Below are 19,674 nucleotides of genomic sequence, written 5' to 3'. Positions count from 1 at the left end.
CCGGTACTTTGCATTAGACACTAGGATTTAGGTTTGATAAATGAAAACCTGAGAAATAAATAGAGATCTGAAATGTCAAATAAAAACGGTCTGGCAAAAGGAGTACCCCGCCAGACCGTCGGTTACGAGCAACCGTAACCAAATGGGGGCCGGTATGACTGCAGCGTACTGAATTATAAATCTAATTATGAACACCAAAAACGAAAGTAATTATGGCTTGGTTTAGTTTTACAGGGTCAAACCCTACGAATCCAGCACATTATACCAACGTTGGGAGTACACCTCCAAGCTGTACAGGTAACGATAGCATCTGTGCTATCCAGACTACAGCTAGCGGATCAGGTCAACCGCAATTGACAGACGCATTGAAAAATGAGATGATCGTTGCGCTTGAAGACCGTACACCATCAAGTAATGTACTGTTAAAACCTTAATCAAAATTGACTAATAGGTTTAAAAGTAAGGGGATGATAAAACACCCCCTTACCTTATTTATTGGATTTCTTCAAACACCACTACTTCGATATCCCGCTCGTCAGGTGTTAATTGCATACCATAAGCAGCCAATTGTTGGTTTAATTCAGCTATATTTTTAAATGTGCCAATAGCAATATTCTCTTTGCTCTTTACCTCGTCGATTACTGGAGGATATTGTTTCGTGTAGTCTATAACAAATGCGAGTACTGACGTACCTTCGAGATTTTGCATGTCATCTGCTTTTCTCTGGTCAGATTCGTGTACTTTCATCTTCTGCAAAACAAGACATTTTCGTCTAGCTTTTCCATAATATACGTTGAGCCCAAAAAAATTTTTCATATCATTGTATACTACCTTCGCCTGTTGCTGCTCATTCCGATGAATTTTATCGACCCGTTCGTAACAGACCGAATTTTTCTCAATCCACTTGGAGGGTTCCTTCTCTTCTTCGTCGTACTTATAGACGTTCCTATCTTTCACCTTCCATTCTACTCGGTCTTTGGTGATCAGATAGTCTCTCCGCTGCATTTTCCCAAGTAGTGAAAGATAGATATTGAATAGCGGCATGTTATTGTAAGATGTGCGATACTTCTGTGTAGTACTATCCAATTGATAAGTAAAGCCATTTTGCTTAAGATCCGCGTTAAATCCCGAAACTTTACTAAAGGCAATGTCATTAACCTCTATGTCCTCTTTACTTGCCAAGGGTAGAAAGTCATTTTTACGGGGAAGATTGATTTTTCCATTAGTCAATAGCTCCTGTATATTTTTACTGTTCAATACATCCACAGCCGTAATAGCTACAACTTTTCCCTTGTAGATCCATACCACATGTGGCGACGATTGGTGCGGAAATAACTGATGCAATGTTGTATCTGAAACAATAGCCGTCGGATAAGCTTTATGCTCTTTCAGAAACTTATTGGTGCGGAAAAAATCCTGAATTGTCTTTTTATCCTGCCAGGTAACCTGTATTAATTTCACTTTACTTCCCAATTCCTTTTGCAAGGCGACGACCTTTGGCATGTTGGCAATGCAAGACGAACAGAACGTATCGAAAAAATCAAATACCAATAGCTCCTCCTTATAATTTGCAAAGTCAAACTGAGGCTTTTTGTCATTGATGACATCTACGGTCGTATTGTATTTGAATTCATCGCCAATATGAAGTCCCTTACTACGATCAATTTTAGGCTGAGCTAAACTGCCTATTGAAATTAATAAGCATAATATGCTCACTATCAAATTATAAAATTTCATTGTATTTATTATTTTTATAAATTATTTATCTTTTATTTTGGGTTAGACCGCCAAAGTTGACAGCACTCAAAGGCAGTAAGATGCCATATGAGAGGCTATTGGGCTGTAGTTGGTACTGCAATCCGTTGAGGTTTCTTGTTAGCGTTTTCTGATATTTAGGGTCTATATTTAATCTCTTCAGATCTGACCAGCGCAGCCCCCGAAAGACCAGTTCCTTTCTTCTTTCATTCAGAACTAGTGTAAGCATTTTATCGGGATCCTTTTCGTTTAAAGGTGTATATCTCTCCTTTGCCCAACGTTTTACCAGTAGCGTATTTATAGCCGTATTAGCAATATCAAGTTGGTTATTTCTAGCAGCACACTCCGCACGGATGAGATAGAGTTCGGCCGTCGTCAATCCAATAAATGGACTGCCAAAAGAATTATTATAAGAACCTTTAAAAGTCATATAAGCAGGATCCGTCGGAGAGTTTTTAAAGAATAAAACCTTTCGCAGGTCATCCGAATGATAAGACGTATATAACATCGTATCTGTGAAACAGTAATATTCACCAAAAGCTTCACTAAACGAAGATATTGCTGGAAACAATACCTCTTTACCAAAGCGCGGAAATGGAAGATCGGCATTGACATCAATGGTATTGTAATCCAACAAAAAATCATTCTCGCTTAAGGCTGAATCGGCATATTGCTGAGCCTGGTCGTAGTACTGCATATCAAGGTATACCCTTGCCAAGGTCGCATAAGCTGCCGCCTTATTGGGCATACTCGTTCCTGCTGCCACTTTAGGAAGGTTATTTGCCGATACCCTCAAATCTGATAGTACTTGCTCATATGATTCTGCCAACGAAGATCGCTGAACGCTTTCGTCGATATTTGGTGTGAGGCGAATAGGTATACCCAGTTCCATACTGGCGGTCTCCTTTTTAAAGGCAACTGTATAGGTCGATAGCAGCTGATGAAAGGCAAATGCTCTGAAAAAATGAGCCGCTGCATGCAATTGCTTCCATTTTACAGTGTTGACCGTCGGGTCCAGTCTATCCAATAGCTGAATGACCTGATTGGCAATATAGACCACTTTATACGCGTTCTGCCAAGGCATTGCATTGGTTAGCATTTCATTGTTCCAGCAATATAAGTTGCGATGGTCTATTTCCGAAATAGCCAACCAGTTGTCGTAGTTCAGAAAATAATCGTCACTCGAAATTTCGCCCTGATTGGGGTAGCCCATATTCATATCTGAATAGTTATTGAGCAAAAGCTCGGCATCTCCCAGTGTAGTTGGAATAGCCATTTTGATGTTGGGTTTGTAATCAAGATAATCTTTACATGAAGTACCGATAATCATTATTATTAAGCATGTTATTATTTTATTCATAGCTATTGAATTGTTAGATTAACGCCTAGTGAAATTGACAGGGGATCGGGCCAATTGGTACCAAATTCAGGATCGATACCATATTTATTTGCCCGCCATATCTTGCAGATATTTTGTGCGTAGGCATAGACATTTAAATTTTGAATGTTCAGCTTTTTTAAATTGCCAAATGAATAACTCAATTGCAGATCGCGCAATTTAATCTGATCCGCAGGGCTGACCAAAGCAGATGAAAATGCATAAAAGTTTGTCGCATACATATTGGTTGGATAGCTCAGTGGCGGCACATCGGTATGCATTTCATCCCCCGGTTTTTGCCAGCGTTTTGCAAAATCCGCATGACCCGCTCCCATATTGACAAAACGATAATTTTCAAATGATGTACGTTGAAATTTATGCCCCAACTGATAGCTGATATTAAAAGAAAACTCCAGTTTACCATAGCGGAAGGTATTCCGCAACGAACCAAAATAAACCGGAACCGCCGACCCATTGTTATCCATATCCCATACCGAAGTGTTGCCATATAGTGTGATGTAATCTTTTGAAATTTTCCCGTCCACATACCCCTGTGGCGCACCCGTCTGCGGATCTAACCCAGCCCATTTAAAGCTCAAAAGGCTATAAAGATCCATTCCCTCAAAAGGTGTTACCATGGGATTTGTACTCACATAGCTGTCTCCGAGTATACTTTCATTGTAGGATTTCTTGACGATATTTCGGTTGTAGCTGAACACTAGGTTAGTCGTCCAATTGAATAATCTCTTTTGTACATTGATGGATTGTAAAGAGAGATCGACGCCCTTTCCTCGGATATTTGCCGAGTTGAACAACATGGCCGAAAATCCTGTGCTGGGATCCAGTTGCCCCAATGCAATCAGATCCTTGGCATCTTTTACATAGTATTCAACCGAACCTGTGATTCTATTTTTCAATACCCCATAATCCAGCCCGATATTATAGGTTCCTATCCGCTCCCATCGCAGGCTAGGATTTGGCGGAGACTGTATGTAACCGTAAGGTTCATTGGATATATAATGCGGCATGCTCTCCCTATACATAATCGGATACGCGGCGGTCGAATTGTTGATATTTCCATTGTAGCCGTATGTCACCCGCAATTTGAGCAGATCAATAAAGCTTGGTGCAAAATCCTCTTTAGTGATTACCCATGCTCCACCGACCGACCAAAATGGTTTCCCCTTATCGTTGGTCTTTACCCCAAAAAGATTAGAGGCATCTTTGCGAATAGAGCCCGACACAATATAGCGGTCTCTATATGCATAGTTTGAATTTAAAAACAGTGCTGTATATCGATTGGTGAATCCGGAAATAGCACCAAAGTCCCTCAATATACCCGTACCAGCCCTACCGTTGAGCAATGGTACAGCTTTCCCCCATTGTACCGGAGTAAAGTTGCCGTCTTCGCGGCTGTAACCATAATACACATTGCTAGTCCCATCACTTTTCACCTGCCTGACCTCTGCGCCCGCCAGCACATTTAGCCGATGATCTTCGGCCCATAATTTTTCGTAATCCGCCTGCAGCCGCGCCATTTGGCTCGTATTATCCAACTGTTGTTTATTCATATAATCGCCTAGAGGCAAATTATAAGTCACTTGGTCCGCATCCCATGAAGCATAATAATTGAGGTTCGCACGATGTTCGACCGATCCGAGTCCCCGCCATATTTCTGTTGGCTGGCTAGCGCGCTGATAAGAATAATTGGCAGAGATATTTAGCTTGGGCAGTAGTTCGTATTTAATAGCAGCATTGAACATGACCTCACGTACCCTTCCTATCCTACTGGTTTCATTTAATTCAGCCAGTGGCCTGAATTTCCAGTCCAGCAATCTTCCTCCTGCTACAGTGTCTCTAAACGTAGGGTTGTAACCAATCGCATCTACGATCAATGGGGTTCCATTTTTGTCAGCCAGTTCCATGTAAGGAAAGTTACCCATACCCCGTCCCATGACATTAAAATCCCAATTGGCGTCTGCATCCTTTGATTTTGATTCGGTATAGGTAATACCTAGATCCAACAATAATTTGTCAATAGGCCGTATCTGGGTATTGTTTTTTATGGTCAACCGTTCATACGAAGAGGTAACCAAATTTTTTAAGTTCTTGTCGTAACCGAGCGATATTAGCGTATTGACCTTTTCGTTGCCGCCTTTAAGCTGCATATTGTACTGCTGACTAACTGCTGGCCGATAGATATACTTTAAGAAATCCTCGCGCATATCTATCTTTCTTAATCGATCCAGTTCCTTATCAACCTCAGCTTGACTTATCTGCCCCAGTTTTTGTTTTTTAAGCAATTGGATGACCGGTGTGATATTGTAAGAATAACGGTTCATATTGGTATTGTAATAGCCCTTGTCAAACAGAAACACTTCCGCATCAATATAATCCGAGGTATTCATTTGCGGCATGTAATAGAGATCAGGTTTTTGCGCTACCGTGAGGTTGCTATTAAAATTTAGCTGAAGAGGTTGGTTAAACTTTCCTTTCTTCGTGGTGATTACGATTACCCCGTTACCAGACTGCGCGCCCCATATCGAAGCAGATGCCGCATCCTTTAATACCGAGATATTTTCGATGTCATTGGGGTTGATATTATTGAAATAACCCGTTAGATCATCAAAGTTATTGACATAAGGCACCCCATCGATCACAATAAGCGGCCATATGTTCGAGTTGATACTACTGACTCCCCTGACATTGATATTGGGCAGTTTACCCCGGCTCGAGGCAGCATATTTTGACGTTGAAATACTCGGCACCACATCCTCTAGCCTACTGATAAAATCTGTTGAGACCTTACGATTAAGCAGCTTGTTGTCCACAAACTCAAAGCTTCCTGTCGCCCGCTCTTTTGGAATCTTTTGATATCCTGTAGAGATTACCTCCACCTCTTCCAATTGATTCTCCAGCGGTATCAACTTTACTGTTAACGATACTCCAGCGGAGTATGGTAAGGCTAGTGGTTCATAACCGACATGGTTAAACTTAACTGTTCCTTTAGATGCTAATACGGGTACTGAAAAAGAGCCGTCACTTTTGGTGGATGCACTCCCTTTTTCATCTTCGATCCGAACAGATACGCCCTGTATCGGTTTACCATCTATTATTGATACTACCGTACCAGATACTGTTAAAGGCCCATTGGCCCCGCTGTCCTTGCGGGGCGTCTGAGCCGATAAACTAAACAAATGAAATACAGCAGCAATTAATAAAAGAGTCCTTTTGGTTAGTAGATCTCTTAAGCTATATACTTTACTTTCAATACACGTAGGTTGTGCATTTAATAAATTTACATACTGGGCTACCTGTTTTGAACAGGCAATACCTCTCCCAGTCCTTATAAAATTGTTCATTTTAAGGTTTTAAAATGGTCATAATCTTCCCCTTTCCTCACGTAGACGTTGGATTAGGTCATTAGGATAACTCGTAAAAATGTTCCGATATAGTAGTCTCTAATTGGTTACACAAAGCAGATGATATATTTACAATGACACTTTTTTCGGATGGTCATACAGACCTCTAGCCTTAATAAAACTAAGGCGGGATGGGATTTTTTGGATGTTTGTTTTTAATAATCATAACTCGTTATCGGTTAAACGAGTCTTGTGATAGGACATTTTTAGATAAATGTGGGCCTACATGCCGTGGTTGCGAAAAAGTTTCTGAAGCCTTACGTAACACGGACTAACAGTAGGCCCACATCCACCTTATTAAAGCAAATATAATAAAAGCTTTTAAATAAGAATAGACGTGGGTATTTAAACTACTGCCCTGCGCTACGGCTTCAGAAATTGCAACCGCAAGACTCTTTGTTTTAAATACCATAAATCCTCTCTTTAAGAGAAGAAATTATTTACACAAACTTAGTGAATTACTATAATAATTCATAGAAATAAATAATATATTTTTTCACAAACCGTCATAAATTAATATATGGCAAAGGATATCAATATTATCATTGGAAAAAATCTCAAAATAGCTAGAGAAAAACTACTGTTTAGTCGAAAAGAAATGGCTAATAAGTCGGGAATCAACCGAGGATCAATAGAACGAATTGAGAAGGCTCATAAATACTTTAATATAGACGAGCAGGTGAAATATATAAAATTTATCGGTATAGAAAAGGATGTTTTGTGCAGGCCGTCTTTTAATTTAACATGGAGAGAGCTAACTGTAATTTTGAAAAAAAATCATCTCGAAAGCCCTTCTATTTGCGATATTTCAAACAAAGAGACAAAACCTCAAAAAGTAATTATGCAAAGAGCTCTTCCGGAAAAGCTACTTGAAGAGCCCGTAACTGCTGCGGAATTAACGGCGCTAATTTCCACAAATTTCAAAATAAATATTGAAGCAAATAAAGTACAGAATTCTCTAAATTCTTTGGTAAATATTGGATTACTAGTCAAGACCCAAACATCCCCTATAAAATATAAGCGCTCGGATAAAAAATTTCCAGAAGAAATAGATCCGCTTTTCGAGCTGGTGTCGAAATTAGAGCAAATATTTGAACTAATCCAAGTCAACTTAGTGAATGAAGATAAAATTAACGTCAATCCGTCCTTTCGAAAAATGGCTTTAATGTTAGAATATCTAAATGAAGGTGAAAAAACAAGGGGCGATCTATTTCGGAAAGTAGCTATGGTCAATGATACTAATAATGTTGTGAGAACAGTAAATATATTAGAAAAAATGGGATTGATAAGAAAAACGAAAAAAGCCGTTAAGAGTAGTCTCCAAAGCTATATCTTAACACATACTGGAACTGAGATTTTGAAAGATGCAGGAATGTAGCATTACCTCCTATTCTCCTTTCTTATTCATATACTTGTCGAGGGAGAAGTTGGTCAAGCCAATTAAATGTGAATGTCAACAGGATAGCAATAGCAAATCTGTGACCTCTCCCCCAAAAACTGGAGCATTTAAAAGTAGGGAATTCGGTTATGAATTACTAATTTTAAAAGGGAGGAAAAACGATGAAAAAATCAAAGTTTACCGAAGCACAGATTGCCTTTGCGATCAAACAGTCCGAGACCGGTACCCGCGTGGAAGAGGTCTGCAGAAAAATGGGTATCAGCGAGGCTACATTCTACAACTGGAAGAAGAAATATGGCGGTCTGGGCGTGTCGGAGTTGCGTAAGCTTCGGCAACTAGAAGAAGAGAATGCGCAGCTGAAAAAGCTTGTGGCCGATCTTAGTCTGGACAAACAGATGCTCCAGGATGTATTAAAAAAAAAGTTTTAAAGCCTTCGCAGCGTAGAACAATGGTTACGGGACTCATTTCTGATTATCGAATTTCCCTGCGCAGAGCATGCGAGGTATCTCTGCTGAGCACCTCAGTTTGGTATTATAAACACCATAGACGCGATGACGGTCCGTTACGGCTTCGCATAAAAAGCATTGCTGAAACACGCGTGCGTTACGGCATAGAACGGATTGTTGTTCTATTGAAACGTGAAGGCTGGCGGGATAATCCAAAACGGATTTATCGAATTTATAAGGAAGAAGGCTTAAATCTCCGGGTGAAACGGCCTAGACGTTGCCGTGCCGCAGCTCATCGATCCGAGAGACCCGTTTTTTCCAATTTACATGACTGCTGGAGTATGGACTTTGTCGCAGATGCGCTGTTCGATGGAAGAAAAATCCGCTGTTTAACTATAGTGGATAACTATAGTCGTAAATGTATGGCTATTGAGGTTGGGCAGGGTCTTAAGGGAAGTGATGTTGTTTCTGTTTTGGAAGAACTCAGGTTGTTCCAGCAGGCAATGCCCCGAAAAATTCAAGTGGATAACGGATCAGAGTTTATTTCTAAGGATGTTGATAGGTGGGCATATGAACATCAGGTGGAATTAGTATTCTCCAGACCGGGAAAACCAACAGATAATCCGTATATTGAGTCATTCAATGGAAGTTTTCGGGACGAGTGTCTAAATGCGCATTGGTTTCTGTCATTGGAAGATGCGAAGGAAAAAATTGAAATCTGGAGGGAAGAGTACAACACCTTCAGACCCCATAGCTGTTTAGGGGATATGACTCCTGAAATGTTTATCAAAAAACATTTCAAAACAGCAGAATTCCCTACTTTTAAATGCTCCTAATTTTGGGGAGAGGTCATCTGATTGGAATTCTTTAGTTTTGAATGTAGCTAGCTAAGGGAAGATTACACTAGCATCTTCAAGTGACACCACTTCTATTTTTGCAAAAAAATGACTTTTTCATTAAAATAATATTCTGTAAATTGCATTATTAAAAAATATTATTTTATTACATATAGTTATATTATGCAAAACAATCTATTTACAAAAACATTTGAATACATTAATGAAAACGGCCAAGCCACTCATTATTTTACTGAAACTAAAATTATTAATCACCAAAATCTTGAAATTATAACAAAGGCTTCGGCTGGTTTTAGTGAGGTCATTGAGGTTAGAAATGACAATGATAGTATTTTTCTATTTTGTCGAGGAAATGAATTAAATTTTGATTCTCCGCTTTCAAAAATACTTCGACCTTTTAGCCAAGAAATTTTTGATATATTAAAAAAGGATAGCAATTAAGCTATCCTTTAAACTCCTCGCAAACTCTTTAATAAGTGGTGTATCCATCCAAATAAAGCTAAATATCGCTCAATTAGTTATCTCTTTTATCCGTTCCATAGATATTCCTAGAATATTAAAAAAACAACAAACCAATAATAACCTAAGCCTTTTGGTCATATGATACAATTCGACATCTTTTAAAACCTGTCGATTGTCTTCGAGATATAAATGAGAATAATAATTTCGAGAATCGCCAACTAGTTTAGGATTTATTCTAATAACCTTTTTTACCTCCCTAAATTTACCAATCAAGTTCTTTATCCGTGACTCTAGAGATCGTTCTACTCCTTTTTTCTCGTCTATAAATCGAATATGAAAACCCTCTAAGGCTTGGCAGACAACCAAAAAATCTGTACTCTTAAACATCGGTTTATATGTAATACTGTCCAATAAGTGATGGACTATTGGATACATGTTGTGATCAAAATCAAACCACCGCTTAATTATAGATTGATAATCAGCTTCAATGTCATGGTATTTTAATAAGAATTTTTTTTCTTTCCTACTCTCTGGGGGAAGGAAAGGCTTAATTTGACTATAATAAAGTCCTATGCTATGATAAAGTGTCGAACCGCCTTTGAGCTCTTGCTTATAAAAATGACTGGAAAGATTAATTTCGATAAAATCTAACTCAGACTGACAGCAAAATGTTAGAAAATCTTTAAATCGATTTATTTTATCTAGAAGATCTTGAAAGTTATCTTCATTGTCCGTTTCAATTTGCACATCATAATATTCCTTTATCAAAATTTCTTCTTCGGTAAATTCCGGCACCTGACATTGATGTTGAATAATAAAAGTGGTTTCGGAGCTAAGTTTTACAACCTTGTCCACAATTTCATCATTTCGGTACCGTACATCAAATCCGTCAAAACTATTATTTTTACCAATCGGCATTGAAAATGAAACGCCACTAAAACCAATCCAATTTGTTAAGAGTGGAATTTTAGCACTAATCTTAAAAAAGACTTTATCATCCATTCCGTTTAAGTGAATCCCTTCAATTAAATACTGTCCAGTGTATTTTATTATTGGAAAAGAAGAGTTGAAATTATAACTGCCATACCTATGACAATCTATTAATGTGATCGCGGTTCCTCTATCGTCCCTTCCCCAAATAATTTGTTCTTTTTTTAACCTTTCATTTCCAAAACTATCAAAGAAATTCTTAGGACTCTCAAATCCACCAATCAATTCTAAAGTTATCTTATTATTTGGTTCAAAACTTAATATTCCAGCCACCTCATTCTCTGGATTTTCGGGCAAAAACCAATACCCCTTAAAAATTTTTGATTCTCTCATAATAATCTAACTATTCTACAATTTTTGCTACAAAACTATAATAAATTATCTAAAGCTCTCAAAAGAAGTCGGTCAGATATGAAATAAGATATTCATTATGTTTCTCTTTGGTAGGATGGATCGGAAGTTGCTGTCTATTTCGGTAATACTGGGCCATTTTCCGATTATAATAATATGCAATTGTGGGTTACGCTTTCAATTTCTTTTTTATTCGATATGATGCACCAATGGATTCCATTCTATAAGATGGGAAAGCGACCCCATTAATATCAGAAAACTGTTAATTTAATAGGAATTTCTATTTTTCCAAAACAAAATACCCTCCATCTTTTGGTGCACCACGAAATTCAATCAGCATATTTTCTCGGAGCATCTTAAGATAACGTTCTACAGTGGAATGACCTCTACCAATAGCAATGGCAAGTTGCTTTGCATTCATACCAGGTGTAGCACCAATAAGAGTAATAAGATTGTCAAGAACGTTATTTACACCCTCACTTACACCATCTATAACGACATCATTTACACCCTCACTTACACCCTCACTTACACCCTCACTTACACCCTCACCTATTCCAAGCCCTGGAAACTCGAGTACAAGATGATCGCCGTCTTCTTTCCAAATAGGATCTGCTAGACCATAAGCCTTACAGTCTTTTACCATTCGTTGCGTTCCACTCCCTAGCATTTCAATAAGATCATGTACGAAGCACATACGGGCAATATCTGGATTTCTTAAGATAGAAGTATGTTCTCTTTTAAGATCTGGAATACGCAGCCCTTCTGGGAGCGTACCCGTATTGGAAACAACCATACGATTCGAATAAATCGATATGTGTACTGTGCTAGAAACCTTGGTATAATCTCGGTGTACCAGTGCATTCATAATACCTTCCCGTACTGCTACTATAGGATATTTTTGCCGGTTAGTTCTTTTTAGCCCGCTGATATGGCTACTTCGACCAAAGAGGACATCAATGTAGCTAAAAACATCTTGTACATTTTGGAAAAGATTAGATTCATATAGCCGATCGTATAGAAAAGAATCTGAAGATTTTTCATCCGCATAAACTGTGAGTCTTATTTTTGCTTGTGGCAAGTATCGCACTGGGTTATCAGCATATAAAATGGCAGCAGCATTGGTAAAGTGCCCATTTTGATAAAGCCCCATGTATTGTAGAAAATCTATACTGTCGTTAGAAAAACGGAGGTGCGGATTTTTTCTTTCAAAGAGCAAAATACTATGTTCCACCTGTCGAATCGATAAATCATCTTCTTCTAGTCCTAATAGCGGTTGCCTTTCCCAATGAAATTCAGAGGCCTTGCGTTGCAATATAAAGCCAGATACATCTTCTTTATTCGCCTTATTTGTATCCTCCTGTCCGCGAGCATAGATATTTCCCTGAAAAGAATAGGGTTTTTGTGCCCCTTCCCAAACACTAATCCAGATCAAATCGTGTTTTTTATATCTCACAGAAGAAACAGATATAGGAGCATTGGGCTGGATATTCTGGTTAAGATAGCTGCTTAGGGCATCGACATTTGCCGCAGCTCCTTCCACCCCTACAATTTCGCCATCACTATTGACGCCTAACAATACATCCCCTCCCTCTTCGTTTATAAGACCGCAAACATTCTTTGCAATAGTGTCCATGCGTAGTTGAGATAGAAATACAAGACGCTTTCCTTCTCCATTTTTAATGAGATTTGATATCAACGAGGTGTAATCCATTGCTTATTTACTCTTATTGCGTGTTACTATTTCTTCTATAAAAGATTTATCCTCAAATTGTGTTTTGACATAGGTCAAAGCCTCATCCAGCCGATAAAATTCCTGCGCCCAATTGCCAGTACGTGTTTCTAAGGGCTCACCATTTTTAATGACATAATCATATACGTCTAATGTCCTCATATCAAAGATATGGTTTTTCTTTAACTCGTAGTTTTCGGTGTCACCTTTAGGGACTAAATTGCGAAAAAGTTGTCTGGCAAAGGTAACATCTCTATGTACAAGAAACCAGTATGGCTTTTTCAATTTCATCGCAAGCTTCATTTCCTCGAAAGTAATGTTCACTCCATTGATGTTTCCGCTACCATAATAGGGTCTTATGATACCTAAAAATGCATCGCAATCCCTGACTGCTTGTAAACAGTTTTCTAAATTGGACAGGGTCGGATCAACACGCATGGTACCTCGATGCGAGTTGACAGCTTCATAGCCATAGGATTCAATTACATCGCATATTGCGGCGAGTTGATCAGGGAATCCATAGACCGTGGAACCTATCATAATCTTAATCTTTGAAGAACTCGATTTTGCCATAATAAATCATCTTCTCAGGATAGTAATTTCCTGTTTTCAACAAGGGTTAATGCTTTATCTAAAATACCTAATAAGTTTAATTGCGTATGGAGTACATTCAGACTATCTACCGCTATTGACACACTTTTTCCATGTCTATAATTATCCACTTCATAATCTAGCTCAAATATACTGTCTCCCAGTTTTAACATGAATTTGTGTTTGCCTCTGTCTGTATTCTCAAAAGTTACATCTATGAGGATCATCATTTCTAACAAACTTTGCAATACGTCTTGATAACTGTATGGATCAATACCCAATGACAAAAGGTCACCGACATCAATATGTAATGCTAGATGTTGAACAGCGTCTTTAAATCTCGCCCTACTACCAAAAAATTGGGAAAGATAGTGGATTAACACAAGAAGTTCATAATTATAAATACTCGAATTGCGTCCTCGTCTACTTAAATAAATCCCTCTATTTGGTATTTTGAGTTCTTTAATATTTTTTAATGCCCTCAAACTCAGTACACCCTGCAAGACAAAAATCTGCAAAAGATTGTGAATGACTAAATAAAAATGATGATTAGTACTATTAGATAAATGATATTTTATATGTTCTGAATTACTTACATCAGGATACTGAAGTTTATCTAGATAATCATATAACGAATCTTTTATGTAGCGCCGATTATCAAATTCATAGATCGAACGGCTATAAAATTTATTAATATATCCTTGAAAATCTACGTTCGTACCATAACGGTGTTCGTATATGCGTTTTATATTTTCAATATCACAGACCAGAATGACTTTATCAAAGCCAAACTTATTTTTTGATGTATGGTAGTCACGATGTGCACTTAATACGTTAAAAATGCGGAATATATGTTCGGGATCTATACGGTCGAGATCGTCAATGATCAAAACATTTTGCTTAGTTTCCGTTTTCAATCTCCTAAGTATCTCGCTGATCAGTGCTGATATTGTATCAAATTCCTTTAAGCCTCTACCACCCTCAAAGGACTCAAGATATGCCTTTATCGTTTCAAATTCGTTAGTTTTCAAATCGCCATAAAACTCATCGAATTTATCTTTTTCCAGTTTTAACAGGCCTAATATATCGGAGATACTTTTTCCCAACTTTGTAGTTGCTTTGAAAACTTGTTGAGTAAAATCCAGTGCCTTAAAGTTGTCCTGCATATAGAGCTGCAACGCTAATCCTTTATCCAATTCTAGCTCATCTATATTCTGGATAGAATCTTTAAATTTCAATACTAATTCAAAAAGAATATCGTACTTAATCAACTCAAATATATCTTCATTACTTGATACAGAATAATTGACTGGATAAAGATGTATCGCATTAAATTGTTCTTCACTCTTGGGTACAAAATCTTCCTTTAGGAAATAGGTCTTGCCAGTTCCAAAGGGTGCTGAAAAGATAATATCATTATTTCCTTCTAGTTCCAGATGATTCAAAAAATCTTGAAGTAGAGTATCGTTTTTAATATTCATCTGTTAATCTTTATTCATTATATAAAATTTGTCTACTTCACTAATCCCATGTTTATAGCCTCAATGGCCTTAGTGACTAAAAAAGACTTACATCGGCTTAGCGGTAACGAGATATGATATGTTGTTTCATTTCCATTTACTTTTATGCAAGGACGGTATTTCTCATTTTGCTCTTGTGCAATATTTACAAGCACAATATTGTAGCTTGACTCGATAAAACTAATTAGGCGATCAATAGGCTTTAATTTCATTCTCCGACTATAATAGTGGTTGGTAAACTGCTTATAGATGTCTGGAAAGTTTTTTGCAAGTTCTTTTAAGGTCATGTTATTATATTTTACTCTTTGAAATATTTCAATTACTCCGAGCTGCTAATGGAGCTCGTTGAACTCCAATACTTTCTAATAATGCCTCAAATTGGTCAGGATCATTAGATTCAATACGATTTAGCACCAATGTTGATATTTGACGTATCTCTGCAATATCAAGAGGCACAAGTGACCGATCAAAATTATCCTCTAAATGCGAATATTCATTAGTAATCCTATTTATCAAGGCAACTGTAACTGTATCATTATTGAAATATTTCCTTATCCTTTGATCATTACTAATCTTGTGGCTGGGATACTTGTAAAATAGATATGCTTCTAAGAACTTTCTCATGTTATTACCAAAATTATATTGGTGATCGTGAGATATGGTTTCTTCAGGAGCCTCCGAACAGGTATAAATTTGCTCAAATAAATAATTAAATTCAGTTACGTATTTCTTTAAATATGTAGGAGCTAACTTCAAAATCGTATAATCTTTATTTTTTCTCTCAATAAGTAAATGTTTGAGATCTCCCTTCTTATTATTACCGGTTCCACATTTTGGTATTGTAAGTTTTCTTAAATATTTGAGAAAATCTAGATTATGAGTGGAAATAAACAACTGAGCATATTTTTCTGGTTTTGCAATTACAGCTTCAATTAAGCTAAACATAAAGAAAATATGATTACTATCCAGACTGGACATTGGATCATCAATATATATTATAAGCTTATTTCTCTTTATTTCATCCTGCAACTCATCTTGGATCTTAGCTACAAAATAACAGAATGATATTAAGCTACATTCTCCTTCACTCAGATTGTTGGCATCTATACCTTCCCGCTGAATCTTGAATCTCACTCCTTCTTCTTCATCAAATGCTGTCAAACGAAGGGTATTATGCCCAAAGAAATGTGAAAGATGCTCATTAACTAATTCCGCCCCCCTACTTTCATTCTTTGCTTGACTCTCTAAACTATCTTTTTCAGCTAATAAAGTATCAACTTCTATTTTTAAAGGTCGTATGAAATTCTTAACTCGTTCAACTTTTTCTTCCTCTTGTTTTATCTCTGCTGTAAGTTTTCCATATTCAATGTCATTTAAATATTGTGCAATATCGGATTTACGCAACTTAGTTCTGGCTAATTCCTGGTCGAACTCTAACGATATGGATTTATCATTATTTGATCCTATTAGTTTATTGAATTCTTTTATTGTGTTGAAAATACTCTCTGAATGATCTTCGATATTCGTTAACTGAATGCTTTTGAATATATCATCTTTTCTGTTATTCAATCCTAATATTAATTGATCAAGCGAGTATTCGTAACGTTCCATCGCGGAATTCCACTGTTGATTAACTCGATCATATTCTTCATATAGGCTTGAATAAAATTCTTCCTTCTTTAGACTTAGAAATTCTCTAAGCTTTACTTTAGCAGACTCCAATAGTCCTGTCGTACGAACTATTTCGGTTCTTAGATCCTCAGACTCTTTACTAAAGTGTTCATCTAGCTTTTCCCACAGATCTGATGATAAGCTCGCTCCACAGAAAGCGCATGTTCCTCTTTTTCCTTTATGCTTTTCTATCCCCTGTCTGACCCACTCCTGCAATAGGCTATCCTCTATCAAGTCTGTAATAGCTACACTTGGTTTAATATTCTTAGATACAATTTTTTCGACAGATTCATAGTACTCAGAAAAATTAGGTCGAAATTCCTTTAACAATTCTATGTTTGTCAAAGGCTTGTCGCCTAGAATAGATTTCAAAAATTCAAACTCTTTTTCTAACAACAAAAATTCCGAAGGATTATCTTTTATATCCTCAATTTCGCTTTTAATATCCGAAATAGAGTATGTTTTCTTGTTATTACTAGGTACAAATAGGAATGGAGTAACCTTAATTCTATCATTGGCCCTTGACCATAGTTTGGTTTCTAAATCACCGTGCTTTTTGAGATGATTTGAGCTAACTTCATTAAGTTCGCCCTTTTTTTCAGAAAGACTAAATAGAAGCCCTTGTCGTTCATTTTCACTTCCAAGCTTCTGCTTAATCTCTTCCAATTTTCTTTCTAATTCCACATTTTTAGCACCTAATATGGTAAATGGTCTTATCGAGCCGTCCTCGTTATGCAACCAACTCAGATTCTCTCTCACGAAGTCGGAATTGTAGACTCTAAATATAAAATCTGTGTTAAAATTCTCAGCGGATAATTGTGATCCCTCGGATAGAGAAATATTAAACGATCCGGTATCATAATTCTTGTGTAATGATTTATCCTCAACACACTTAAAAATTCTTGACAATGTAGTTTTTCCTGAATAATTTCGCCCGTAAATTATATTAAGCCTACTAAAGGTTTCTCCCCGGCTAATAGCCTTATCCCATAAATAGTTCTTATACAAGCCAAAACTAGGAATATCGATTTTCGTGATCATAATTTGCTATAAATTTTGTTGGTTAATTATAATTCAAAGTTATACGCGCAGTTTTATCATAATCATCTATATCTACACTAAGCCCAATAATAGCATCAGCACGAATTGCCTGTGCACGTTGCTTTAGCGTTTCGGTAACGCGCTCGTACATCTCCTGCATCTTCTTCTCATAACTGCTGGTGCGACCGCCAAAGAGATCGACATAACTCGCTCCTATATCGCTAAAGATATTGGTGCCGATAACTACATTGGCAGCGATTGGATCATAATATCGTGAAATCTCCCTCCCTGCGATGGAATTGGTCGTGGTTACTATCATGGCATGCTACTTTTCAATCGGGCAAGGTTAATACCCAAGCCTAATATACATTATTTATTTTGAATTAATATGTTTATCAATATTAACTATCTAGATTATTACACACTTTGTAAGGCTAAGGTATTGGTTTGAAAGAAGGATTGGATACGGGAAACCGTAGTCGATATAACTAAAGTCTTGATTTACGCGAAGAAATAGAAATAAAGAGATTATCAGAAATAACCATTGTCAATTTCCGAGAAAAAGTTCATAAAACAGTGCGGGCTTATTAAACCTCCATCCGAATTTGCAAATGCCGCCACATCTTTAGAAATTTCACTCTTCTTAGACTCTATATTCGCCAATAATTCAGCTGTTTTATAATCAAGATTTATGGCTTGATTATAAATAATGACCTGTAATTTTTCTTGGTTCCGTTTGTTATTGTAGTTTATTCTTCATTGTTAAATAATATTTTACCGGTATTTTAGAAATTCTAAACTACCCTATTTTAAACATTGTTGTTTCCCTTAATCACTAGAAATATTGGGAACAATGATACTCCCTTCGATGGAGCTGGAAGAGATTGCTGTCATCGTATAATGCTTTTCAATCGGGCAGTGTTAATATACAAGTGAGATATTCGATGCATTATATAATAATCTATATTGTAGATCTCTCGGAACACCGTGCAGCACATCTAGGCCGTTTCACCGGTAGATTAGGGTCTTCTTCCTTATAAATACGATGTGGAATGTAGCCCCATTGATACTCATTTTTCTGTCGGATGCTTCAAAACTATACTTCTTTACACAGATTGTATTATTCCTACTTTAACTATATAAATAACAGATCTATTTTAGGGTAAACATCTGAATTTCAAATATTATAACCAGAATACTTTCTTTTTAAAGTTCCGAATAAAGAATCAAATGGAAACTCACACTCTTTTGAAATTTGATTATTACGTAGCATCTCATTCCATAAATGGATACTAAAAACCTGCTCTGGCAATTGGAAATTACTAAAAAATACATCCTTAAAGTTTAAGTAAAAAATCGGGCAGAAAGTAATAGGTGGGAAAATATACTTCTCACACTCATATTTATTTAAGACTCTTCGAAGAAGCTTTGGACCAAATTCTCCCCAACAAACATTTTCAATAATTGGATAAGATTCAATAAAAGTTAAGCAGTCATACAAAAAATCAGAATTCGGCTTGGATTTGATTACTCCATTATTTATCTCTCCCATAAAAATATTACTCCCTTCAGAAGAAAAACAATAATCCTGTTCAAAATTATAGGTTTTTATACAAATATTATCCATATCTACCCACCATCCACCTTTCTCATAAAGCAACTTATACCTAAACCAATCTGCAAAAGAGGCTACCGTCCCTCTAGAATCCAGAAATATTTTTGATCGAGGAATTATTTGATTGGCATCTTTTAAGATTGTACCAGATGGAATATTCTCGATATCATCATATGCATACAAATGGAATTCATGTCCATTTAATTGATAGGATTTTATACATAATTGTTCAATTTGTGTTAAGGAGTTACCTATCCAAAGCCCTTGAATAACATAATTAGAGCTATCTTTTTCTGAAGTATGATTCATTTTCTAATTACTTATAATTTATAAATATTAATACCGATTTGATAATTAAAAATAACGGAAAACACCTCATATGTTCATGGAATATTAAAAATATTACCGCATTTATCTATGCTTACGATATTTTATTTAATTTTT

15 protein-coding genes are annotated in these 19,674 nt (G+C 36.7%); 4 read left to right on the top strand and 11 right to left on the bottom strand.

What is annotated here, in order from left to right:
• Positions 1-212 precede the first annotated feature (212 nt).
• Positions 213-434 carry a hypothetical protein gene (locus tag AC07UV_RS24715; RefSeq protein WP_495185694.1) on the top strand — a complete coding sequence of 74 codons (222 nt, stop codon included), beginning with the start codon at positions 213-215 and terminating at the stop codon, positions 432-434.
• Positions 435-492: 58 nt separating this feature from the next.
• On the opposite strand, the gene AC07UV_RS24710 is transcribed toward AC07UV_RS24715, so the two are convergent.
• From AC07UV_RS24710 to AC07UV_RS24700, 3 genes are read right to left on the bottom strand one after another with little or no spacing between them, the layout of a single operon-like run.
• Positions 493-1,737 (bottom strand): TlpA family protein disulfide reductase, encoded by a 1,245-nt coding sequence (locus AC07UV_RS24710; RefSeq protein ID WP_495185693.1) that lies wholly within the window; start codon positions 1,735-1,737, stop codon positions 493-495.
• Positions 1,738-1,762: 25 nt separating this feature from the next.
• A complete protein-coding gene (locus tag AC07UV_RS24705; RefSeq protein ID WP_495185692.1) occupies positions 1,763-3,115 on the bottom strand; it encodes a RagB/SusD family nutrient uptake outer membrane protein in 1,353 nt (450 codons plus the stop codon).
• Positions 3,116-3,117: 2 nt separating this feature from the next.
• The gene (locus AC07UV_RS24700) at positions 3,118-6,495 is read right to left on the bottom strand and encodes a SusC/RagA family TonB-linked outer membrane protein (protein WP_495185691.1); all 3,378 of its coding nucleotides are present in this window, start codon (positions 6,493-6,495) and stop codon (positions 3,118-3,120) included.
• Positions 6,496-7,075: 580 nt separating this feature from the next.
• On the opposite strand from AC07UV_RS24700, the gene AC07UV_RS24695 reads away from it, so the two are divergent.
• The 3 genes from AC07UV_RS24695 to AC07UV_RS24685 all read left to right on the top strand — a co-directional run bounded on the left by AC07UV_RS24695 (position 7,076) and on the right by AC07UV_RS24685 (position 9,698).
• Positions 7,076-7,933, top strand: coding sequence for a helix-turn-helix domain-containing protein (locus AC07UV_RS24695; protein ID WP_495185690.1), 858 nt, complete (start codon positions 7,076-7,078; stop codon positions 7,931-7,933).
• A gap of 182 nt (positions 7,934-8,115) precedes the next feature.
• A protein-coding gene (locus tag AC07UV_RS24690) for an IS3 family transposase (RefSeq protein WP_495185689.1) occupies positions 8,116-9,236 on the top strand; the annotation gives its coding sequence in 2 pieces (ribosomal slippage) (positions 8,116-8,377 and positions 8,377-9,236; 1,122 coding nt in all).
• Positions 9,237-9,419: 183 nt separating this feature from the next.
• Positions 9,420-9,698 (top strand): hypothetical protein, encoded by a 279-nt coding sequence (locus AC07UV_RS24685; protein ID WP_495185688.1) that lies wholly within the window; start codon positions 9,420-9,422, stop codon positions 9,696-9,698.
• Between the two features lie 69 nt (positions 9,699-9,767).
• Here AC07UV_RS24685 and AC07UV_RS24680 read toward each other — a convergent pair whose 3' ends face one another.
• From AC07UV_RS24680 to AC07UV_RS24645, 8 genes are all read right to left on the bottom strand, one after another.
• Positions 9,768-11,042: an ApeA N-terminal domain 1-containing protein gene (locus tag AC07UV_RS24680; RefSeq protein ID WP_495185687.1), complete on the bottom strand. Its 1,275-nt coding sequence runs from the start codon at positions 11,040-11,042 to the stop codon at positions 9,768-9,770.
• 298 nt (positions 11,043-11,340) lie between these two features.
• Positions 11,341-12,774, bottom strand: a complete 1,434-nt coding sequence (locus AC07UV_RS24675) for an ATP-binding protein (RefSeq protein ID WP_495185686.1) — start codon at positions 12,772-12,774, stop codon at positions 11,341-11,343.
• 3 nt (positions 12,775-12,777) lie between these two features.
• Positions 12,778-13,365, bottom strand: coding sequence for a DUF4062 domain-containing protein (locus tag AC07UV_RS24670; protein ID WP_495185685.1), 588 nt, complete (start codon positions 13,363-13,365; stop codon positions 12,778-12,780).
• 14 nt (positions 13,366-13,379) lie between these two features.
• On the bottom strand, positions 13,380-14,864 hold the full coding sequence (locus AC07UV_RS24665) for a P-loop NTPase fold protein (RefSeq protein ID WP_495185684.1): 1,485 nt from the start codon (positions 14,862-14,864) through the stop codon (positions 13,380-13,382).
• A gap of 32 nt (positions 14,865-14,896) precedes the next feature.
• The gene (locus AC07UV_RS24660; RefSeq protein WP_495185683.1) at positions 14,897-15,190 is read right to left on the bottom strand and encodes a hypothetical protein; all 294 of its coding nucleotides are present in this window, start codon (positions 15,188-15,190) and stop codon (positions 14,897-14,899) included.
• 28 nt (positions 15,191-15,218) lie between these two features.
• Positions 15,219-17,615, bottom strand: coding sequence for an AAA family ATPase (locus tag AC07UV_RS24655; protein ID WP_495185682.1), 2,397 nt, complete (start codon positions 17,613-17,615; stop codon positions 15,219-15,221).
• Positions 17,616-17,637: 22 nt separating this feature from the next.
• Complete coding sequence (locus AC07UV_RS24650) at positions 17,638-17,934, bottom strand: YbjQ family protein (protein ID WP_495185681.1); 297 nt, start codon at positions 17,932-17,934, stop codon at positions 17,638-17,640.
• Between the two features lie 858 nt (positions 17,935-18,792).
• Positions 18,793-19,539, bottom strand: coding sequence for a glycosyltransferase (locus tag AC07UV_RS24645; RefSeq protein WP_495185680.1), 747 nt, complete (start codon positions 19,537-19,539; stop codon positions 18,793-18,795).
• Between the last annotated feature and the right edge of the window lie 135 nt (positions 19,540-19,674).

It is taken from the genome of Sphingobacterium sp. GW821-FHT03E03, assembly GCF_059420745.1.
Note: the sequence above shows the minus strand (reverse complement) of the source record. Positions and strands in the feature narration are given on the sequence as shown.